Annotated in this window: 24 protein-coding genes; 9 read left to right on the top strand and 15 right to left on the bottom strand. The window is 61.3% G+C overall.

The annotated features are described in order from the left end of the window. Window positions 1-265: 265 nt before the first annotated feature. Both J4F42_00930 and J4F42_00925 read left to right on the top strand, forming a co-directional pair. On the top strand, window positions 266-1,495 hold the full coding sequence (locus J4F42_00930; protein ID MCE2484046.1) for an NAD(P)/FAD-dependent oxidoreductase: 1,230 nt from the start codon (window positions 266-268) through the stop codon (window positions 1,493-1,495). Continuing rightward, window positions 1,488-2,051, top strand: coding sequence for a hypothetical protein (locus J4F42_00925; protein ID MCE2484045.1), 564 nt, complete (start codon window positions 1,488-1,490; stop codon window positions 2,049-2,051). Before J4F42_00930 ends, J4F42_00925 begins: the two co-directional genes overlap by 8 nt. Here J4F42_00925 and J4F42_00920 read toward each other — a convergent pair. After that, entirely contained in the window at window positions 2,024-2,926 is a 903-nt protein-coding gene (locus J4F42_00920) for a hypothetical protein (protein MCE2484044.1), read from the bottom strand. The genes J4F42_00925 and J4F42_00920 overlap by 28 nt on opposite strands. Window positions 2,927-3,096: 170 nt before the next feature. Between J4F42_00920 and J4F42_00915 the strand changes: the two genes are divergently transcribed. Further along, window positions 3,097-3,966, top strand: a complete 870-nt coding sequence (locus tag J4F42_00915; protein ID MCE2484043.1) for an alpha/beta hydrolase — start codon at window positions 3,097-3,099, stop codon at window positions 3,964-3,966. Between the two features lie 91 nt (window positions 3,967-4,057). Here the strand turns inward: J4F42_00915 and J4F42_00910 are convergent, their stop codons facing one another. The 5 genes from J4F42_00910 to J4F42_00890 form a co-directional block, all read right to left on the bottom strand. Then, entirely contained in the window at window positions 4,058-5,041 is a 984-nt protein-coding gene (locus J4F42_00910; protein ID MCE2484042.1) for an LLM class flavin-dependent oxidoreductase, read from the bottom strand. A gap of 23 nt (window positions 5,042-5,064) precedes the next feature. Beyond that, a complete protein-coding gene (locus tag J4F42_00905) occupies window positions 5,065-6,102 on the bottom strand; it encodes a methyltransferase (GenBank protein ID MCE2484041.1) in 1,038 nt (345 codons plus the stop codon). Window positions 6,103-6,112: 10 nt separating this feature from the next. Beyond that, a complete protein-coding gene (locus J4F42_00900) occupies window positions 6,113-6,916 on the bottom strand; it encodes an alpha/beta fold hydrolase (GenBank protein ID MCE2484040.1) in 804 nt (267 codons plus the stop codon). Window positions 6,917-7,043: 127 nt separating this feature from the next. Further along, complete coding sequence (locus tag J4F42_00895; GenBank protein ID MCE2484039.1) at window positions 7,044-8,363, bottom strand: MFS transporter; 1,320 nt, start codon at window positions 8,361-8,363, stop codon at window positions 7,044-7,046. A 50-nt stretch (window positions 8,364-8,413) separates the two neighbouring features. Then, on the bottom strand, window positions 8,414-8,524 hold the full coding sequence (locus J4F42_00890) for a toxin-antitoxin system HicB family antitoxin (GenBank protein MCE2484038.1): 111 nt from the start codon (window positions 8,522-8,524) through the stop codon (window positions 8,414-8,416). A gap of 127 nt (window positions 8,525-8,651) precedes the next feature. Between J4F42_00890 and J4F42_00885 the strand changes: the two genes are divergently transcribed. Together J4F42_00885 and J4F42_00880 are read left to right on the top strand one after the other, a co-directional pair. Next, entirely contained in the window at window positions 8,652-8,972 is a 321-nt protein-coding gene (locus tag J4F42_00885) for a type II toxin-antitoxin system RelE/ParE family toxin (GenBank protein ID MCE2484037.1), read from the top strand. Beyond that, window positions 8,969-9,292: a putative addiction module antidote protein gene (locus J4F42_00880; protein ID MCE2484036.1), complete on the top strand. Its 324-nt coding sequence runs from the start codon at window positions 8,969-8,971 to the stop codon at window positions 9,290-9,292. The genes J4F42_00885 and J4F42_00880 overlap by 4 nt, the downstream gene beginning before the upstream one ends. 154 nt (window positions 9,293-9,446) lie before the next feature. Here the strand turns inward: J4F42_00880 and J4F42_00875 are convergent, their stop codons facing one another. Together J4F42_00875 and J4F42_00870 are read right to left on the bottom strand one after the other, a co-directional pair. Continuing rightward, window positions 9,447-9,785 (bottom strand): toxin-antitoxin system HicB family antitoxin, encoded by a 339-nt coding sequence (locus tag J4F42_00875; GenBank protein ID MCE2484035.1) that lies wholly within the window; start codon window positions 9,783-9,785, stop codon window positions 9,447-9,449. Beyond that, on the bottom strand, window positions 9,772-9,975 hold the full coding sequence (locus tag J4F42_00870; protein ID MCE2484034.1) for a type II toxin-antitoxin system HicA family toxin: 204 nt from the start codon (window positions 9,973-9,975) through the stop codon (window positions 9,772-9,774). Before J4F42_00870 ends, J4F42_00875 begins: the two co-directional genes overlap by 14 nt. 272 nt (window positions 9,976-10,247) lie before the next feature. On the opposite strand from J4F42_00870, the gene J4F42_00865 reads away from it, so the two are divergent. Further along, window positions 10,248-10,529: a type II toxin-antitoxin system RelB/DinJ family antitoxin gene (locus tag J4F42_00865; protein ID MCE2484033.1), complete on the top strand. Its 282-nt coding sequence runs from the start codon at window positions 10,248-10,250 to the stop codon at window positions 10,527-10,529. Between the two features lie 108 nt (window positions 10,530-10,637). Here J4F42_00865 and J4F42_00860 read toward each other — a convergent pair whose 3' ends face one another. Next, complete coding sequence (locus tag J4F42_00860) at window positions 10,638-11,372, bottom strand: DUF4158 domain-containing protein (protein ID MCE2484032.1); 735 nt, start codon at window positions 11,370-11,372, stop codon at window positions 10,638-10,640. Between the two features lie 140 nt (window positions 11,373-11,512). Between J4F42_00860 and J4F42_00855 the strand changes: the two genes are divergently transcribed. After that, window positions 11,513-12,070, top strand: a complete 558-nt coding sequence (locus tag J4F42_00855) for a recombinase family protein (protein MCE2484031.1) — start codon at window positions 11,513-11,515, stop codon at window positions 12,068-12,070. A 36-nt stretch (window positions 12,071-12,106) separates the two neighbouring features. Here the strand turns inward: J4F42_00855 and J4F42_00850 are convergent, their stop codons facing one another. Both J4F42_00850 and J4F42_00845 read right to left on the bottom strand, forming a co-directional pair. Beyond that, on the bottom strand, window positions 12,107-12,598 hold the full coding sequence (locus tag J4F42_00850; protein ID MCE2484030.1) for an SRPBCC domain-containing protein: 492 nt from the start codon (window positions 12,596-12,598) through the stop codon (window positions 12,107-12,109). Window positions 12,599-12,758: 160 nt separating this feature from the next. Next, window positions 12,759-13,577 carry an SDR family NAD(P)-dependent oxidoreductase gene (locus J4F42_00845; GenBank protein MCE2484029.1) on the bottom strand — a complete coding sequence of 273 codons (819 nt, stop codon included), beginning with the start codon at window positions 13,575-13,577 and terminating at the stop codon, window positions 12,759-12,761. Window positions 13,578-13,843: 266 nt separating this feature from the next. On the opposite strand from J4F42_00845, the gene J4F42_00840 reads away from it, so the two are divergent. Both J4F42_00840 and J4F42_00835 read left to right on the top strand, forming a co-directional pair. Continuing rightward, window positions 13,844-14,437: a TetR/AcrR family transcriptional regulator gene (locus J4F42_00840; protein ID MCE2484028.1), complete on the top strand. Its 594-nt coding sequence runs from the start codon at window positions 13,844-13,846 to the stop codon at window positions 14,435-14,437. 446 nt (window positions 14,438-14,883) lie between these two features. After that, the gene (locus J4F42_00835; protein ID MCE2484027.1) at window positions 14,884-15,171 is read left to right on the top strand and encodes a putative addiction module antidote protein; all 288 of its coding nucleotides are present in this window, start codon (window positions 14,884-14,886) and stop codon (window positions 15,169-15,171) included. Between the two features lie 19 nt (window positions 15,172-15,190). On the opposite strand, the gene J4F42_00830 is transcribed toward J4F42_00835, so the two are convergent. Genes J4F42_00830 through J4F42_00815 form a run of 4 tightly spaced genes read right to left on the bottom strand, consistent with a single transcriptional unit; the run spans window position 15,191 to window position 20,587 of the window. Next, window positions 15,191-16,405 (bottom strand): acyl-CoA dehydrogenase family protein, encoded by a 1,215-nt coding sequence (locus J4F42_00830; protein MCE2484026.1) that lies wholly within the window; start codon window positions 16,403-16,405, stop codon window positions 15,191-15,193. Between the two features lie 35 nt (window positions 16,406-16,440). Further along, window positions 16,441-18,522, bottom strand: coding sequence for a molybdopterin biosynthesis protein (locus tag J4F42_00825; protein ID MCE2484025.1), 2,082 nt, complete (start codon window positions 18,520-18,522; stop codon window positions 16,441-16,443). A gap of 2 nt (window positions 18,523-18,524) precedes the next feature. Continuing rightward, on the bottom strand, window positions 18,525-19,799 hold the full coding sequence (locus J4F42_00820) for a molybdopterin molybdotransferase MoeA (GenBank protein MCE2484024.1): 1,275 nt from the start codon (window positions 19,797-19,799) through the stop codon (window positions 18,525-18,527). Beyond that, on the bottom strand, window positions 19,775-20,587 hold the full coding sequence (locus tag J4F42_00815) for a carbon-nitrogen hydrolase family protein (GenBank protein ID MCE2484023.1): 813 nt from the start codon (window positions 20,585-20,587) through the stop codon (window positions 19,775-19,777). The genes J4F42_00820 and J4F42_00815 overlap by 25 nt, the downstream gene beginning before the upstream one ends. Window positions 20,588-20,630 lie beyond the last annotated feature (43 nt).

The raw sequence follows: 20,630 nt of genomic DNA, 5'->3' as shown, positions 1-20,630 counted from the left end.
TATCTGAGCTGGCGGACCGAGACCGGCGCCATGGAGCAGCTCGGCAAAGCCCTGGTCGGACCGCCCAGCATCAAGTACTTTGACCGGGTTGATGTCTGAGACCGCCCACGTGAACGATGACCACCATAGCATCGTTCACTTTTCCCCAGGCGCAGGACGTGCCCCACGTCCTGCGCCCCCTGTTCCTCTTCTCAGCCCATTCATCCGCTGATATCTCGTCTGGCGCAGTCGCCGCCGGCCCATCCCTATGCACGGAGGCTTAGACATGACTGATACGCAGGAAAAGCCCCTGATTGGTACCATGGACGGACTCTCAAGGTCCGGTAAGTCGCAAGACTACTACGAGGCCATCAAGCAGAAATTCGCCGAGGAGCGCGACCTCCGGCTCAACTACCGGCCCGAGGGCACAGCCCAGTACACGTCCGACCTGAGCGGCAGCTTTGTCCGCTATGAGCTTGATCCCTACGGCGGTGAACTCAAGCCGCGTGAGCCGATCAACGATACGGTCGAGTGTCTGTTCATCGGTGGTGGCTTCTCGGCCCTGCTCACCTCGGCCCGGCTGCGCGAGTACGGCGTCGAGAGTATCCGGATTGTCGAGCGTGGCGCCGACGTGGGCGGTACCTGGTACTGGAACCGTTACCCGGGGGTGGCCTGCGATGTGGTGTCGTACGACTACCTGCCCCTGCTCGACGAGATGGATTATGTGCCCAAGGACCACTACGCCAAGGGACCGGAAATCCTGGCCCACTGTCAGGCCATTGCCAGGAAGTACGATTTGTACAAGCTGGCCGTGTTCCAGACCACCGTGACCTCTACGGTGTGGAACGAAGAAGAAGAGCTGTGGCACCTGCGCACCGACCGGGGCGACCATATGCGGGCACGGTTTGTGATCTGCGCCAACGGCACCCTGTCCAAGCCCAAGCTGTCCAAGATCGCGGGCATGGAGACCTTTCAGGGCTACTCCTTCCACACCTCACGCTGGGATTATGAGTACACCAAGGACGACCTGTCGGGTCTGCAAGATAAGGTCGTCGGCATCATCGGCACCGGGGCGACTGCAGTCCAGGCCATTCCCGGCCTGGGCGCGGCGGCCAAGGAGCTGTACGTCTTTCAGCGCACCCCGTCCTCAATCGACATTCGGGACGACTGGCAGACCGACCCCGACTGGGCACGCACGCTCAAGCCGGGCTGGCAGGCCAAGCGCCGCGAGCGGGCCATGCGGGGGCCCCGGCTCACCCCTGAGCAGAAAGCCGAGCGTGCCGCCATGTCCCGCGAGGAGAAGATCAAGCGCCAGGAGAACGCCAACATCGACTACATGATGCGTATCCACAAACGCATCGACGAAGTCGTCAAGGACAAAGCCACGGCCGAGGCGCTCAAGCCGTGGTATATGTTCATGTGCAAGCGCCCCTGCTTTCACAACGACTACCTGCCGACCTTCAACCGCCCCAGCGTCCATCTGGTCGATACCCACGGTAAGGGTATCGGTGTTTGAGGGCAAGCAGTACGAGCTCGATCTGCTGATCTACGCCACCGGCTTTGAGGTCCAGAAGACCGGCATCTACAACCAGATCAGGGGTGAGGGCGGCCTGGACCTGACCGACAAGTACGGCAGCGGCATCCGCACCCTGCTCGGCATCCACTCCCAGGGCTACCCCAACCTGTTCATCATGGGCGGCTACCAGGCCTCGTTTCAGTTCAACCTGACCGATATGCTCCAGTCCCAGGGCGATCATATCGCGGCCTGTATCGACCACGTCCGTCGCCACGGCTACCAGTCCATTGATGCCACCCCCGAGGCCGAGGAGTGGTGGGTGCAGGAAGTCATCGCCCACCGCGGCAAGACGACCCGCAACCAGGACTGCACGCCGGGCTATTACAACTTCGAGGGTGAGTTTCAGCGTCGCCAGGACGGCAACTACAACGGCGGCTTCCCCAAGTACGTCACCCATATGAAGAATATACGGGCGGATATGGGCCAGAGCTTTGTCTTTACCAAGGGCCGAGCGCCGGCCGATTTCTCTCAGGCCACAAAGTCGAGCGCCGGGTAAAAGAACAGTCCGTCCAGCCGCTGCGGCTTGGTGGCCACCCCGGCGGCAGTAATCGTCCCCCACGGCCGCGCCGTGTCCTGGCGCGGCCCTATCCGCACAATGTGCACCACCGCCCGACACAAGACCTGTTGGCTAGCGACCGGAGCGAGCAACAGCTGGTGCAGGTGTGAGCCGGAGTCCGGCTGTAATAGATCGGTCCGGTGGTAGGCCACCAGCGGCTCGTCAGGCGTGTGGGGCCAGTCTGCCAGGCGGTCAATGCGGAGGTCGAGCGCCATATACAAACGTCTACCCTTTCCGGTTTGATCCGGCGCCACGCCCAGCTGACGGTCAAACGCTTTGGAACGGTTGATCGACATCAGACTCGCCTGGACCGCCAGGGCTTCGATGCTCTCGGCCGGCGGCCCCAACCAGCGCAGCGCCTGGTCGGTCGGCAGGACGGCTGGTTGCCAGCTGTGATCGGGCAGGCTGGCCAGCGACGGCAGGTTCTCGACCGCAGCCGGACGCTCAGAAAAAGCCACGACAAACTTTGAGCCCAGGCCGCCGGCGTCCAGGTCCTCAACCCCGATGTAGATCAGGTCGGCGGCGTCGCCGACCTCAAGCCGGGCAACCCGGCTGCGGGCCGCATGACCCTCAGGAATCGGTACCCTGATCCGTCCATAGGCCGACTGGAGCCGCTGCCAGGGAGTGGCGTCCGGGCCGGGTGCAGAGCCGGGGCGCCGTTGCAGATAGGCTCTGCCCGCACCCTGAACCGCCCACACCAGCTGAGACTGCGCCCGAAACGCGCGTCGGCTGTTGAGCACCCCGGTGCCGACCGTCGTGATCTGGTCGCAGCCCGCGTAGCGCGGGTCGGCCGCAAAACTTGCGCTGTCAGCCATCCTGTCCGTTCCTTTCTCAACACCCGTCAGGTGCTCCTAGCTCGGTACTCAATTCTCTCGGCCGGGTCAATAGGCGGGGCTGGCTGACTGAGCGTTCAGTTGGATAAGACTTGTCTCGGACCCGTCGTCCTGTTAGGCTGCGGCATCATTTTGAGACACAAGGAAGTGCGATGGTAGGACACAACACCGGTTCTCCGCAAAAGATCCACTATCAGGTCGAGACTCAACTGAGGCTGACCGCCGATGCCTGGGGGGCGAGCGACGCTCCGCCCGTTCTGCTCTTGCACGGCGGGGGACAGACCCGCTACGCCTGGGGCGGGACGGCGCGGACCCTGGCCGAGCAGGGCTGGTATGCGGTCTCGATTGACCTGCGCGGCCACGGCGACAGCGACTGGGCGCCGGACGGCAATTATAATATCGACGCCTATGTGGCGGACCTGCATAAAGTCCTGGGCCATTTCAGCCAGCGGCCGGTCCTGATCGGCGCCTCGCTGGGCGGCATGACCTCGCTGCTGACCGAGGGCGAGTCGGCCGAGCCGGTCAGCTCGGCCGTCGTGCTGGTGGATATCACGCCCCGGGTAGAGCAGGAGGGGGTTGACCGCATCCGAGCCTTCATGACCGGCCGGCCCAATGGCTTTGCCGACCTCGAAGAGGCGGCCGACTATGTAGCCGCCTATCTGCCCCACCGGCCACGACCCAAGAATCTGAGCGGCCTCGAAAAAAATCTGCGCCAGGGCGAGGACGGCCGCTACCGCTGGCACTGGGACCCCCAGATGCTGAGCCCGGCCCGGCTGCGCCGTGACCCCGAGCGGATGCTGGCGGCCGCCCGGGGCCTGACCGTCCCGACCCTGCTGGTCCGTGGAAAAATCAGCGATGTGGTCAGTGAAGAGACCGCCGACGAGTTTCGTCACGCCGTACCCCACGCCCAGTACGCGGATGTCTCGGGCGCGGGCCATATGGTGGCCGGAGACCAGAACGATGCTTTTGGGCTGGCCGTGCTTGATTTCTTGGCCGGGGTGAAGGCCAGTCGGACGGAGTGAGGGGAAAGTCAAAGGGCAAAAGTCAAATGTTAAAAATATGGCTTTGCCAAGCACGCTGGCCGGCGGCCGGCGGGGTGAAGGCTGACGAGAGTTAGTCCCGCAGGGCCTCGGCCACCTTGCGATAATCCTCCAGACGTGGCAACAGCAGGGGCGCGTCAACCCCGGCCGCCCGGTAGGCGTTGATGCGCTCCTTGCAGGTCTCGGCCGGCCCGATCACATAGAACGCTCTCACCATCTCGTCGCTTACCAGTTTGGCCGCAGTTTCCTCATCCCGGCTGCGGTAGGCCGCCCGCAGAGGTACCAGAACGCCAGGGTCAAAACCGCCTTTTTCGAGCAGGATTTCTCCCACAAAATCCTCGTCCAACAGACGCGCCAGCCGCCTCTTCAGCCCCGGGTACAGCCGCTGCGGTTCGTCGGTGAGGCGGACGACGAGCATGCAGCTGATGTCAATCGCGGCCGGGTCGCGGCCTGCGGCACGCGCGGCGCTACGGATTTCTTCGACCGCATAGCCTACATAGCTGGTCGGCACATAGGCGTTGAGAACCACCCCGTCGGCAATCGCGCCGGTCAGCCCCAGGCCCTTGCGGCCGATGGCGGCCAGATAAATCGGCGTCTTCCGAATCGGCTCGGGCGACAGCTTGGCGTTGGTCAGGCTGAACGGACCGGCCGTGGCGCTCACCCGCTGGCCCGACAGCAGGCGGCCCAGCAGGCTGACCGCGCCCTCCATGGCCGCGCCGGCCTTGCCGTAGCGAATGCCCATTTTGTCCTGAATGACCGCCGGCTCGCTGCGGCCCAGTCCCAGCACCAGCCGCCCGCCGCTGAGCCGGTCCAGAGTCGCTGCGGCCATGGCCAGCAGGGCCGGGTTGCGGGTATACGGATTGACCACCCCAACGCCGAGCGTGAGCGTTCGGGTCACGGCCGCCAGATAGCCTAACAGTGAAAAGGTTTCCTCGTGAAAATAGCGCTCGGTGACCCACAGCGAGTCAAACCCCGCCCCTTCGGCAATCCGACCGTACTCGGCCAGCTCGGCGCCACTCTCAATCCCGTGATACACCACCATGCCAAGTCGAGACATACGACGCTCCCCGCCTCCAACCCTCAGCCCTTGTTTGCCACAAACGACCAATAGGTCGGCACCATGTCGGGGTTTTCCTGGCTGACGCTGAAGCCTGTCTGGCCCAGCATGGCCAGGATTTCGCTCCGGGTGTTGACGATATTGCCCCAGGTGACCTCGAACCACTGCTCCAGGATGCTCATGCTGAAGCGCCGGTCCTGAATGTCCTGGGCGCTCTCCGGCGCGCAGCGGTCGACCAGCAGCAGGCTGCCGCCGGGTTTGAGGGCGTGATGGCAGCGGTGCAGAATGGCGATTTTTTCCGTATCCGGCAGCTCGTGGAAGACCTGGACCATGGTGATCAGATCGGCAGTCTGCGCGAAGTCCATCCCCTCGCCGCCGACCGATTCAACCCGGACCCGCTGGGCCAGACCCCGCTCTGCCAGGCGCTGGCGTGAGCTGTGGACAAAATACGGCAGGGGCTCGATGCCGATTACCTGACAGCCGGGAAAGGCTTCGGCAAAGCTGACCAGGACCGTCCCGCTGCCCGAGCCGATATCCATGATCGTGCCGCCCGCACTCAGACGCTCTTCGACGCCGGGCAGTTGCCGGGCGGCGGCCAGTATAAGCGGGGCACGCAGCGCCGAAATCCGCCCCTGGTGGGCGAAGAAGTCCTCGTCGTGGTCGTGAAAGGTCTTGGTCGCCCCGGTCCGAAACGCCTCGGGATAGCCCGGATAGTCGCGGGATAGGCTGGCCAGCACGTGCGAGGTCAGCAGGTCGGGCGCGTTGTCGGCCAGCAGTTCGTCCATGAACGGCGCAAAACTGTAGGCGGTGTCAGCCGTTTCGTCGGTCGCCCGCAGAATACCGACCGTGCAGGCGGCTTTACACCACACCGCAGTACGCCACGGGTCGAGGTCGTGGGCGGTCGCCAACTCGGCTGCGGTTGCCCTGCCGTCCCGCTGGCGGAGGGCCGAAAAATAGCCCAGCCGCCCGCCAACGTCGATGATATGGGTGGCGTGCAAACCCAGCATCCAGCCGCGCAGGGTGCGGGCCTGGCTGTCTTTCGTCAGCTGTCGCTGTGACATATGGCGTCCTTCATGCGGTGTGGTGGTGCAAAAAATCCAGGATGGCCCGACGCGACTGCTCGGGCTGTTCAATCCAGAACACATGCCCGGCCGGCTCCAGCACCACACACTCGGCGCCGGGAATCCGTTCGGCCAGCAAGGTGGAATTTTCCCAGGCGATCAGGGCGTCCTGTTTGCCGGTCAGCACCAGGGTCGGGCAGGCGATGTTGGGCAGGCGGTCGTAGGTATCGTGGCTGAAGGCGGCTTTCATCCGATGACCAAAGCCGACCGTATCAATCGGCCGGTTGCGGCGGGCCTCAATCATGGCCGTGATGACCTCCGGGTGGGCCTCGATATAGCCCGTGGTGAAGGCTGCCTCGGCCAGGGCTCGGCCGCGCTCTTCGGCCGACATCTCTTTGGTGGAATAAGCGCTGGCGATGCCCTCGCCGGACAGCGGGACAGCCTGGGGACCGCCGGGGGTGGTGCAGCCGAGGACCAGACTGCGCGCCTTGGCCGGGTGGCGGAGCGCAAACTCCTGGGCGATCATGCCGCCCATGGACACGCCGATGATATGGGCTGAATCGAACCCGACCTGCTCCATGAGGGCTGCGGTGTCATCGGCCAGTAGGCCGATGGTGTAGTCCATGTCGGGCTTGTCGCTCTGACCCGAGCCGCGCTGATCAAAGCTCAAGACCTGAAACCGATCAGTGAAGCTGGGCAGCAGTCCGGCAAAAATACTCCGGTCACTCTGTGCCCCGTGAATCAAGACCAGGGGCTCGCCCGAGCCGTTCAGCTCGTAGACTAACTCGACGCTGTTCACCCGTGCACGTAGCATGGCTTCCTCCTCGCCTGGACTTGGCCTGGACTTGGCCTGGACTTGGCCTGGACTTGGCCTGGACTTGGCCTGGACTTGGGGTGTGCCATATCCTGAGTGACGGCAAACAACAAGAGCGACGCAAGGCTCACCTGCTGTGAACAGCTGCCGCAGGGGCTGGCGCGATCCCCTTGGCCGGCGGCTTTCTGACAAAAAAGAGCACCCCCAGACCGAGCAGATTGAGCCCCGCTCCGAGCAGAAAAGCCGTGGTATACGAACCGCTGGCGTCATAGATGTAGCCGGCGATATAGGGACCGAAGGCGGCGGTCGAGCCGGCAACGGCAAAGATGAAACCGACAATCGCGCCGACCGATATCAGACCAAAAAAATCTCCCACAATGGCCGGAAACAGGGTGGCCGCCCCGCCGTAGGCCACGCCGAAGATCAGCGCGCTGGGGTACAGCAGGCGCAGATCGCTGCTCAGCATAAAGCCGATAAAGGCCAGCATTTGCAGGGCCAGGCTGATGCCCAGGGTCGGCAGGCGTCCCAGGCGGTCGGAGATGGCGCCGCTCAGCAGCCGGCCGCTCAGACTGCCGAGACCCATCACACTCATCACCGTGGCCGCCCCAACCTGGGGCACGCCCAGGTCGATGGCAAACGGAACGAGGTGAATAAACGGCATGAACACGACCAGCCAGGTCAGGGTAAACACGAGGTTCAGTAGCCAGAAAGAAAGCGTCCCGCGCGCCTCGGCGAGCGTGTAGCCCGCTCCGGAAACGGTATGGGGGTGCGGCTCTTCCTGTGCCGGCGCCGGGGCAGCGCCGTCCGGCTGGAGGTTCAGCTGTTGTGGATCGCGCACGATGAACACCGCGCACAGGCCGATGACGGTCAGGCCGACACTGCCCAGAATCAGATACGCCGAACGCCAGCCATAGGCGCCGATCAGGGCGGCGGCAAGCGGCGGAAAAAGGAAATTGCCCATGCTGCCGCCGCTGGTTGAAATACTCAGAGCCAGGCCCCGGCGCCGTATGAACCAGCGTACGACCGTGGAGTTGCACGGCACAAAGGCTGCGCTCATGCCCATGGCGGCAATGAGCCCGAGGCTGACATACAGCTGCCACAGCTCCTGCACTTGGCTGGTCAGCAGAATACCACCGCCCAGCAGACATCCCCCGCTCAGGATCACCACCCGCGGCCCCCAGCGATCAGTCGCCCAGCCGCTGGCGGCTCCCAGGGCGCTGTACAGGAACACATACAGGGCATAGGGCAGGGACAGGCTGGCCCGATCCCAGCCCGTATCGGCCTCAATGGCCGGCATGAACACCCCGAACGTGAACTGAATGCCGTAGGCGAAAAACAGGACGGTAAAGGCCAGGCCGAGTACGATCCAGCCGTAAAAGATGCGCGGTGCGGGAGCCGGGGGAGGGGGAGCGGCCAGTTCCCTGGTCGCCGCGGGGGAGGTCTTCATTCGGACGCAGTATGGGGCAGGCGGGGGATTGTCAAGGTGGCGGGAGGCTGCTAGCCGCCAAGCGCCTTTTCGAGGGCTTTGACACAAAATGCGTTCAGGCTCTGATCGGCTTTGCGGGCAGCGACGGCCAGCCGTTGGTGCAGGGCTTCGCCTACCCGCAGGTTGAATTTGCCCGAATACGCCTTGTTTACGGTCTCGGGCGGGAGCGGGTCGCCATCGACTTCCTGGACCTAGCCATAACAATGCCTTGACATATGTAACGAATAAGTTACAGTTTCCAAGACTTCTATGGCTGAAGTTCTCCACTACACCGATGCTGACGGGCGAGATTTGATTGATGCCTGGCTGAGCAGCTTGCGAGACCAGAGGGCAGTAGCGCGGATCGCGGCGCGGGTTGAACGCCTCGAATTCGGTTTGCTGGGTGACTGTCGATCAGTGAAGGGTGGAGTCATGGAACTGCGGATTAATTATGGCCCTGGGTACCGCGTCTACTTTGCCACGACCCAGAAGCACGTCATTTTGCTGCTGTGTGGTGGCACCAAGGGGACGCAACAGTCTGACATTGCAGCGGCGAAGGCGCGATTGAAGGACTGGCGGTCAAGACTGTGACGTACTGTGAGCTGGAAGTGAGCGACGGGATCATGAAAAAGGTGAAGCACAACGAGTGGCTGCGTGAACAGCTCAAAGATCCCGGTTTCAGCGCCGAGTATTTGACGGCGGCGGCAGAGGACGAAGAGCCGGCGGTCTTCCTGCAAGCGCTGCGAAAAGTCGCCGAGGCGCAGGGCATGGCGACGGTTGCCAAACGGGCGGGGATTCCCCGGGAAAGTCTGTATCGCGTGCTGTCGGCCAAGGGCAACCCGCGCTGGTCAACCCTGGCTCCGGTCGTTCGGGCAACGGGCTTGAAGATCGAAGTGGTTCGCGTGACGTGAGCGACCTGACTGACCGCCCTCACAACCCCAGGGCCTTGGCAATATTCACCCGCTGGATTTCGTCCGTGCCGCCCGGAATGCGTAGGTTGCGGGCAATCTGACCATAAGGCAACGAGAAAGAGCTTCTGAAGAGTATACTCTCATCAATAGGCTGCTAGCCGCCAAGCGCCTTTTCGAGGGCTTTGACACAAAATGCATTCAGGCTCTGGTCGGCTTTGCGGGCAGCGACGGCCAGCCGTTGGTGCAGGACTTTGCCTACCCGCAGGTTGAATTTGCCCGAATACGTCTTGTTTGCGGTCTCGGGCGGGAGCGGGTCGCCATCGGTCTCCTGGATGTGTATCCACTCTTCTACGGCCGTACACAGTTCGGCGTACACCTCGGCCTCATTCCGGCCGTGTACCCCACCCAGCATGACGCCGGGGGCTCTTCCGATATAGCACTGGTCCTCGTCGGACCATTCGACGATTTTCAGGTAGCGATCACTCTTTTTCATGACGGACTCTGTCTATGGCTCTCTTCACCTCGCGCTCTTGGTACGCCTGGGCATCGCTCCCCAGTCTGCCGCTGATGGTGATACGAACGCCTTGTGGATGCTTGAAATTTCTGTGGCTTCCTCTTCCGCCTCTGTTGACGAATCCAGCCGCTTCCAAGTCTTTGATCAGCTCTCGAATTTTCGGCGGCATCCCGCCGATGGTACCACTATGGTACTCTCTGAACAACGGTCACGATATTGATGCTAAACGCACTATCTCGTATCCGTACTGTGCGCGCTGATGACTGTTGGAGCGACATAACTCGGTCACACACGAGATGCCGACGGTATCTCCGTTTTCTGTAGGAGTATATCCTGTGGAAACCTGGACGCTTATAGCAGAACAACCTGGAGCAAGCAGAGGGATTGTCAAGGTGGCGGGGGTGGGTCAATGACGATGGGACAAGCTTGATGGTGTGTTGCATGTGTGACACGCTGGACCGCATGAATAAATCAGCCGTCGTCCATGCGCGTGTGGAGCCGCAGACCAAGAAGCAGGCCGAAAGTGTACTCCGAAAACTCGGTCTTACCCCCACTGAGGCAATTCGGCTCTTTTACCGCCAGATCTGTCTGCATGGGGGCCTGCCGTTTCCCATCCTGATTCCGAATGCCTTGACAAAACAGACACTTGAGAAAAGCCGCACGGGGGAGGATGTGGAAACCTTCGACACGCTGGAAGACATGTTCGAGAGCTGGGAGCAATGAAACAGCTCTCTCAGACCAGGAAATTTACAAAAGATATCAAACCTAGGTGCAAGTGCAGGGAAGATGCTGTTTGAGACCTTGGACCAGCGGGGGCATTTGAACAGAAACCTACGGTTTCGGGCGGCGTCCTGGAGTCAGAACCGTACCTTTCTGGCCAAATGCCCTCGGATAGTCGTCGTTAAAAAAATAGGTGCCATTGGGCAGGACATGCTTAAATGGCAACAACGAGACATGCGCTAAGGTCTCGTCCTCAATTGCTTCCCCCTGCTGTCTGAGCTGGTCCACAATGTCCGTAATCTTGAGCGTATTCCAATACAGGATGGCGTTCGACACCAGACTCAAGCAGCTGGCTTTGTTCATGAGCGCCTCATAATCGCCGGTGGTGAATTCGCCTTGATCGGCAAAGAACACCCGGCGGGGCAGCTTATGACGGTACTGTTTGGCCTGCTCTTCCAACCAGCTCTGGAGCTGCGCTTGACGGGTGTTATCGAAGCGCTGAAAGCCCAGATAGCGGAGGATATTCTTGCGCTGCTCCAATGCCGTCGCTTCTCGCTCGGGTTCTTCAATCGTGAGGGTCGGAGGCAGCGCGAGCTGGCTGGCGGGGTGGTTAAGAATGCGTGGCGAAAGGTCTTGGAGACCGGTCAAGAAGCGCCCATATAAGCGGACCGCGCAGAGCTGGACGGCGATCCCCAATCGGAAGCTGCGCCAATACTTGTTGATCTCGGTTTTATCCTTTGCGGATAAAAACCAGTCGCGGTCCATCTCTTCGTCGGAAAAGTCGTGAGGCAGGGAGATGGGCTGCGTGCGCTTGCGGTTGGGTAAAAACTGTTCGGGCATGGGCATAGAGAGGACCTTTCTGTAGGGGAGCGCAGCGTCTCCAAAGGTAGACCTTCCAAGACACTGCTCTTGACGTGTCTCAATTCATGTCTCATTGTGGCCTTCGCACATAGCCTGAGACATACTGAAACACGAGGAGTCAAGCGATGGCCTTGGTCGGGTATGCGCGCGTCAGTTCAGTAGGCCAAAGTCTGGCCGTTCAGCGTGAGAAGCTCAAACACTGCGATAAACTCTTTCAAGAGAAAAAGAGCGGTGCGACCCACAAGCGGCCCCGGCTACACGCCTGCTTGGAGTACGTAAGAGAAGGCGATACACTCGTCGTCACGCGCTTAGACCGCTTGGCGCGCTCGACCCTGCATCTGTGTCAGATTGCCGACGAGCTCGCTCGCAAACAGGTCCATCTTCAGGTCCTCGATCAGCATATCGACACCAGTGATGCGACCGGCCGCTTGCTGTTCAATATGTTGGGAGCCATTGCGCAGTTTGAGACGGAGATTCGGGCCGAGCGCCAGATGGATGGGATACAGCAAGCCAAAGCGCGCGGCGTGCACTTCGGCCGGCAAAAGCAGTTGACTCCCCAAAAGACCACGGAACTGCGACGCCGACGCAAGAAAGGAACACTCATTAAAATCTTAATGGCGGACTACCAACTCTCCAAAGCCAGTGTCTATCGCTATCTCAGCGCACCGAGTGCCTCCCCGTAGACGATGGAGGTGATGCAGATTGCCGAGGCACGGTAGTTATGGTCGTCCATTCTCCTTCAACTGCGCCACCCTGTCCTGGAGGGCTTCATTCACTTTATTATAGGCTGGCTCCACCCAACTCGAATCCCAAAACGGCACCCATATGCCGCGGTATTCCTCCTTTTGAATGACGCGAGTCCCTCCATCGACAGGTTCCAGAAGATAGGTGTGGCTAAAGGTCAAAACTCCAGGAAAGCCGCCATATTGGTTCAACTCTTTGTTGGGAACCAATTTTTTCACGGTCGCCTGCACAGCCATTTGTTCACTGTCAGGGGATTTCATCTGATATTGGAGCGTTCCCCCTTCCCGGTATTCACCTTCGACGTGAACAAAGACCGGGTTCCACTCTTGATATCCCGGGGCATCTGTTAAGATGGGCCAAATTTCTTCGGGACCGGCTGGGATCGTCAGTTCTGTATACACAGAATGACAGCCCCCCACAGTCAGCAGCAATAGCGACAGAAACCATTTTGCATGCAATAGTGTCATGTTCATCACTCACAAAAAGAGATTATCGTGCGCATGAGGAGCACCGTTGTTCCCGGGCGACCATGGGTTCACCCATCGCGCCGAGACCAACGAAACCAACGGTACGATTGCTCATTGATTGATTCCTTGTTGAGAGACCTCAGCGTAGAGCTAGGGATGTCTACACTTTGTAAATGGTGTCGAGAAGCCGGTCGTACGCTTTGTCCCCCAACCACTTCCGCATTCCGATCGTTGTCCTAGCCATCTTTCCAGCGACGTAGCGGTATTTCGTCTTTTTTGTCTCAACCGCCTTCACAATCACATCCGCGATGACGGACGGATGTGATTCTGGTACGTCCAGATTGACATACGCATGGGCCAACTTGCCGTACGGGCCATCGCCCGATCTTTCTAATATGGAGCTCATGGCCACACCGTTGAACTCCGTAGCAATGGCGCCGGGTTCAATCAACACGACGTCAATCCCAAATTGCTTTAACTCCGTGCGCAAGCAATCGTTCCAGCCTTCCAATGCATGCTTGGACGCGATATACCAGGCACTCAAAGGCAGATAGACCTTCCCGCCTGCAGAGCCAATATTAACGATCCTCCCTGCGCCCTGTTCCCGCATGCCGGGTAGGACCAGCTTCGTGAGGTACCCAAGTCCGAACAGGTTGACATCGAAGATTGCCCGGGCATCCTCCAAAGGCATTTCTTCGACTGGCCCTTGGGTTGCATACCCTGCGTTATTGACGAGCACATCAACTGTCCCTGCTTCGTCCAAGATGTTGCCGACGACTTCTTCCACCTCTTCTTCTTTCGAGATGTCCATCCTGATCGTCGCGCATCCGAGTGCTTCAAGATCTTGCATCTGCTCAAGTCGCCGGGCTGCCGCGTATACGCGATACCCTTTTGAGACGAGCTGTTTGGCTGACTCCTTACCGATGCCGGAAGAGGCGCCCGTAATCAAAATGACCTTCTGACTCCTGTTGTTCTCCATGTGCTCTCCTCTCGATACGCCACTGCCGAGGCAACGGCTGCTGCACCTGCGTGCTTCAGACAGCGCGCAGGAATTGCAAACTTAAAAACATGAGCTGCATTCAGGCTTAGAATCTGGGCTCGCTCACCATCCTCCAATGCGTTCTGGGTGTACAAACTAACGACATCTGTAAAGTTGTAGTTTTACATAAATATGAGTATTGTCAAGTAGTCCATTTTTGCTACAATTAGCTCCCTAAAACACGAGGAGCCACGTACAGGGCGCATATGTCTGACATAGAAACAAAGATTGTTGAAGCCGCCATCCGCACCTTCGTGAGATACGGAGCCCGAAAAACGGCGATGGCTGACATCGCTCAAGAAGCCAAAGTCTCACGGCAGACGCTGTACGATGTCTTTGGAAGCAAGGATCAGTTGATCGTTGCGTCGGTACGTCACATCACCGATCACAACCTGTCTCAGGTCGAAGCACGCCTTGGCGCGTGCGAATCCCTGGAGGCGCAACTCGACGTCTATTTTGCGGAAACCATCATCAAATCCTTTGAGCTCTTACAAACATCAGGTGACGCTGAGGATCTGATCAGCGGGCACAACGAAGCTGGGAGAGACGCTCTCGCGGAATCCCATGCTCGCCACACGAAACTGATTACGCGCCTGCTGTCGCCGTACACAAAGCAGATAGAAGCGTCAGGGCAAAGTCTCAACCAATTCGCCCATTTCTTTGTGACAGCAGCTATGGCATTCAAATATAGCGCGAAGAGCCGACGTGACCTGAACGGACTAATCTCGTCTCTAAAAACGGCGGTTACGCTGGTGGCGAATCAGACGACTCGCTCAGGAAAGAGTACGCGTGGTGCTTAGCCCATGGCCCCGTGCGACGGATTCTCGCCGGATGACGCGCGCTACTATACCTTTTCGAGGGGGCGGGCAAAAACCCCCGACTACGGAAGTCTGTGGGAGTCGTCAGCGTCACCGTCGTACTGGTGTTTGCGCTCGGCGCGATGAGCATCGCCCACTCGTTCAAGGGATTCCAGGTGCAGAATCCCTTGTTCCATCCGTGAACGACGGTGGCGAGACGACGAATCTCGCGCTGTGGACTCCGGTCTTTCGCGGCGGTGTGGGCCGCATCGATCTGAAACATGGGCCAACCCTCACCTATGGGGGCGGATTCCTTATCGAGAGCACGAGGCAATGGCTGAAAATCCTGTGATGCTGTTGGTCAACATTCGCCAAACCGTAGGTTTCTGTGCAAATGCCCCCGCTGGTCCACCTTGCCGCATTGTTGGGCAGCTGTGAGCGACAGGATCATGAAAAAGGTGAAGCACAACGAGTGGCTGCGTGAACAGCTCAAAGATCCCGGTTTCAGCGCCGACTATCTGACGGCAGCGGCAGAGGACGAAGAGCCGGCGGTCTTCCTGCAAGCGCTGCGGAAAGTCGCCGAGGCGCAGGGCATGGCGGCGGTCGCCAAACGGGCGGGGATTCCCCGGGAGAGTCTGTATCGCGTGCTGTCGGCCAAGGGTAAGCCGCGCTGGTCAACCCTGGCTCCGGTCGTTCGGGCGACAGGCTTGAAACTCGAAGTGGTTCGTCCGGCGTGAACCATTTGAATACACGCCCTCACAGACCCAGGGCCTTGGCAATATTCACCCGCTGGATCTCGTCCGTGCCGCCCGGAATGCGCAGGTTGCGGGCAATCCGAAAGATTTTTTCAATCCCCGAGTCCTTGCTGAGCCCGTAGGCGCCGTGCAGCTGCACCGCCCGGTCGGCGACCCGGTACAGAGCCTCGTCACAGAAGACTTTCAGGCCACACACGGTCTGGATCAGCTGTGGGTCAACCTTGAGCGCCCACAGATCGCCCTGGTCGGCCTTCCACAGGCTCTGCAAGGCCATGCTGCGCATCGCCTGCACGTCGAGATAGGAATCGACCATCATCCACTGCAGGGCCTGGAAACGGCTCAGCCGGCCGCCAAACGCCTGGCGGTTTTTGGTGTAGTCGATGCAGCGGTCGAGCAGATACTGACCCAGGCCGCTGCACATGCCGCCCCGGCGGACGCGAATCCAGTTGATCATGCCCATGCTGAGGTAGAAGCCCTGACCCTCGCGTCCCCAGGTGTTGTCCAGCGGCACCCGGCAGTCGTCGAAGATCAGCTCGCCGGTCATGCCGTCGTCCATGATCGTCCGATACGTGCGACCGATGCCGAGGCCCGGAGCGTCGTTCTCAACGATAAAGGCGGTCGCGCCCGCACTACCCTTGTCGGGTGCGGTGAGCGCGCAGACAAAGATCTGGTCCGCGTACTGGGCGTTGGTGATATAGGCTTTGGTGCCATTGATGCTCCACCCGTCGCCGCGCCGCTCGGCCCGGGTCTGCATGCCCAGTACGTCCGAGCCGCCCCGATACTCGGTGATGGCGTAGGCGGCGGTCTGCTCGCCCCGGACCAGCGGCAACAGGTAGCGCTGTTGTTGCTCCTCGCTCAGCCACATCTGCATCTGGTTGGGTCCCTCGGTCCACGACAGCATCCACTGGCTGAGCCCAATGCCGTGCTGGTAGACGGCCTCGTGAACAAAGAACATATCGGTCAGGCTGAAACCGCCGCCGCCGACCTCGGTCGGCATGTGCAGGGCGTACAGGCCACGCTTGGCAGACATTTTGCGGATGGTGCGTTGGGCGGCCAGGATCGGCGGGGCGAGACGGCCGTCGGCTTGCAGGTACAGGTGTTCGTTGGTCAGGTAGTCGGCCAGCTCGCGCTCCATGGGCCTGATGTCGTCGGCGATAAAGCGCCTGATATCGCCGACTGCGGTCTGGACATGGGCGGGCGGGCTGAAGTCGATCATGGATCAATCATGGCAGAGGAAAACGGAACGCAGCCCTACGCGGTGCGCCGGGCTGCGGGTTTCTTGCCCGCCCGTTTCTTGTCAGTCCGTTTGGGCGCCGGGCTTTTGAGGCTGCCGGTCTTGGCCGTGTCATAGCCGTCGAGGCGCTCGACCGCCCGTCTGAATGCGTCGGAGCGGATCACCGCGACCAGTTTTTGGCCGGCGTCGGTGTTGAAGAAGTCTTTGAGAAAAATGAGGTCGTAGTCCTCGCGCTCGACCGGGATAAAGTCCAGACCGAGGGCTCTGGCGGCCGATTTGACGCCGAGTCCGGTGTCGGCCAGGCCGCTGGCCACGGCGACCGCCACGGCCATGTGGGTGACCTCTTCGTGCTCATAGCCGTGGATGGCGTCCGGCCTGATGCCGAGTTTGGCCAGTGTGTAGTCGAGCAAGATCCGCGTGCCGGCTCCGGACTGACGGTTGACAAAGCGCAGGCCCTTGCGGGCCAGATCCTTGATGCCGCGCAGCTTTTTGGGATTGCCCTTGGGCACGATCAGCCCCTGCTCGCGGATCACCAGGTTCAGCACCACGACCTTGGACACCAGCCCCTGCTTTTTGAGGTCGGGCAGGTTGTAGGTCCCGCTGCTCGGGTCGAGCAGATGGCTGCCGATGATATGCGCCTCGCCGCGTTTGAGAGCGACCAGGCCGCCCAGCGAGCCGACATTACTGGCCGAAATCTTGAACCCCGGGTGCTGACCCCGCAGCTGGTCGTCGAGCACACCAATGGTGAGGTCGTTGCTGCCGGTGAACAGAATGGTATGGGCAATCTCCTCGGCCGGGCGCAGGAGTTCGATCAGCACCTCCTGGCCGGCGTTCAGCCCCTCGTCGAGCGGCGGAATCCGCAGCACGCCGTCGGCCTTGACCATGGTCGTAATCACCCCGGCACCGCGCCCGAGCGGATTGGCAATCAGCCGCTCGCCGACCTTGCCCAGACTGACCCGGACAAACTCTTCCAGACCCAGCCGCGAGGGGACCTTGCGTGGCAGAACAGCCTGTATCTTAGGCGGCTCCTCGGCCGGCCGACCCAGCAGGTGGGCCAGCAGGGGGCGGACAATCTGCTGACAGATGACGACCGCCGACACCGGATAGCCGGGCAGACCGATCACCGCTTTGCCGTCCACGACGGCCAGAATCGCCGGCTTGCCGGGCATGACGTCGATGCCGTGGACCAGGACCTCGCCAACCGACTCCAGGGCGCGTAGCGTAAAATCGTGTTCACCGGCCGAGGAGCCGGCAATGATGATGGTGACATCGTTGTCGCTGACCGATTTTTTGAGCGCCCGGACAATCTTGGCCAGCTCATCCACAACCCGAGGCCGGCGTTTGGGCTGCCCGCCCCACTCTTCAATAAAGGCGCCGGCCACCCGCGAGTTGAACTCGATAATCCGTCCCGGCTCGGCCAACTCGCCCGGTTCAATCAGCTCCGAGCCGGTCGGAATGATGCCGACCGTTGGCCGGGCCAGAACCGGAATAGTGGTGTGGCCGGCGGCCAGCAGGGCGCCGAGGTCGTAGGGCCGCAGGGTGTGGCCGCGCGGCAGCAGCGGCTCGGTGGCGACAATGTCCTCGCCGACCAGGCGGACGTGCTGCCAGGGCGTTGCGGCATCCCGGATTTCTACCTCGGTATCGCTCTTCTTGAACACCTGCTCGATCATGATGACTGAGTTGGCCCAGGCCGGCAGCGGGCTGCCGGTGTCCACATACTGAAACGGGCGGCCGTCGGAGCTGAGCCGCCTGGTGTCGGGCTTGACCACAGTCAGGCTGAGGGCCGAAAACTCACTCGCCCCAAAGGTATCCTCGGCGCGGACCGCAATGCCGTCCATGGCCGCCCCGTGGTAGTGGGGGGCGGACAGCACGGCGAAGATGGGCTCGGCCGTAGTCCGGCCCAGGGCGTCTTCCACCGCCACCGTTTCCATTCGTCGTGGCGGTGTGACGGTATCGAGGAGAAGCGCCAGGGCTTCGCCCAGCGGTTTCTTCTGTAAGTAGCGTTTCCGTGAAGACGAACGATGATCTCTTTCTGATGAGGCGGTCAGCCTCGTTCGCCTTTCAGGAGTATTCGATTTATGGGGATGGTGCTGTGGCATGGCTAAAACAGAATGACCTCCACCTCTTCGCCCGCCTCCTTACCCTCTGCGTTGTGCGGAATGCGGACCATGCCGTCGGCACGGACGAGGCTGAAGATGGCGCCCGATTTGCCGGGCACGGGGTCGGCCGCCAGGCTGCCGTTGGCACCGCTGAGGGTGACCCGGGCGTAGTCTTCGCGGCCCGGGGCGGACGGAATGTTCTGGCTCAGCCGGGCCCGGGTGGTGCGGGCCGGGGTGAACGCCACCTGAGCCGATTCCCCGCCCATCATGCGGACCAGCGGCATGCCAAACAGTGAGAACACGACCAGCGCCGAGACCGGGTGGCCCGGCAGGCCCATGACCGGCTTGCCCGCCGCGGCGGCAAAAATAGTCGGCTTGCCCGGCGCAATCGAGATGCCGTGGAAGAACAGCTCGGAGCGCGGAAAGGAACAGATCACCTCGACCGCCATGTCTTTTGTGCCGACCGAGCTGCCGCCCGAGATCATGACTACGTCGGCCTTTTTGAGCGCCTGAGCCAGGGCTTTCTCAAACGCTTGGCGGTCGTCTTTGACCACGCCTAGGTCACACACTTCGCCGCCGGCCTGGGCAATCATCGCCCGCAGCGAGTACTGGTTGACATTTCGGATCTGGCCCGGCTTAGGCGTTTTTTCGGGAGGCACAATCTCGTCGCCGGTGGAGATCAGGCCCACTACCGGCCGCCGGTAGACCGTGACCTTGGCAATCCCGACCCCGGTCAACGCCCCGATGTCCTGGGCGTGGAGCCGGCGGCCGGCCGGAAAAATCGGGGCGCCTTTTTTGATGTCCTCACCCACCCGCAGGATGTTTTCCCACGGCGAGACGCTGCGCTGGACTTCGATTGTCCCGTCGCCCATCTCCTCGGTGTACTCGACCATGACCATGGAATTGGCGCCGGGCGGCAGCATGCCGCCGGTCGAGATGCGCATGGTCTCACCCTTTTTGAGCCGCCGCTTGGCCTCCTGGCCCATCTCGATTACCCCGACCAGTTTGAGATAGGTCGGCAAACTCGGCGAGGCGCCAAACGTGTCCTGAGCCCGCACGGCGTAGCCGTCCATATTGGCCCGGTTGAAATGGGGCAGGTGGACCGACGATCTCAGGGCCTTGGCCAGGACCCGCCCGTCGGCGTTCAGGACCGGAATGGTTTCGCTTGGGGTCAGGGGGGCGAAGGCTGCCAGCTGCGCCTGGGCGTCGCTACAGCTGACGACCCGGAAAAAAGCTTTGACCGGAGCCGGCGCTACAGCCGCCGATGCGCGAGGCATGGCAATTCCCTTCTGACTTTCTCCAGATAATCACGGTCAATCTCGGCCGTGATCAGGCACTCTTTGTCCGGCGCCCGGGCCAGGATCTTGCCCCACGGATCAATAATCATCGAGTTGCCGTAGTCGGCAAAGCCGTACACGTTTTTGCCGATCTGGTTGGGCGCGATGAGATAGCTCTGGTTCTCAATGGCGCGGGCGCGCAGCAGGGCTTCCCAGTGGGCCGCCCCGGTCGGAAAGGTGAAGGCGGCCGGCACGCAGATGAGTTCGGCGCCCCCGTCGGCCAGCCCACGGTACAGCTCGGGGAAGCGCAGGTCGTAGCAGATTGACAGGCCGACCGTCCCCAGCTCGGTGCTGGCGGTGACCACCTCGCGACCCGGTTTTTTGGTGTCCGACTCCTTGATGCTGACCTGCCCGGGCAGGTCGATATCGAACAGATGAATCTTGCGATACTGGGCCAGCAGGTCGCCGGTTGGGCTGAACAGCAGGCTGGTGTTGTAGGCGCGCCATTCGGTCGTCTTCTCCAGGAACGAGCCGGCCAGCAGATGGATGCCCAGGCTGCGAGCCAGCTCGGCCAGACGCTCCGAGGTCGGGCCGGGGATGGATTCGAGTTGGGCCGGTTCCTCTTTGCGCGGCCCGCGCCAGGCAAACACCTCGGGCAGGACCACAAGGGCGGCGCCCCGCTGAGCCGCCAGGCGGACAAAGGTTTCGGCCTTGGCCAGATTTTCTTCTTTTGAGCTTGAGGCCGTCATTTGGACGGCTGCGGCTAGGTACGACCGAGGTGATGGCATGGCGGTCCCTCCTCAGCCCGGACGTTAGCGAACCCCTCCCGGC

This window comes from Desulfurellaceae bacterium, assembly GCA_021296095.1.
Lineage (GTDB): Bacteria > Desulfobacterota > Binatia > Bin18 > Bin18 > JAAXHF01.
The sequence above is the reverse complement of the archived record's forward strand: the minus strand, read 5'-3'. Positions and strand labels throughout refer to the sequence as shown.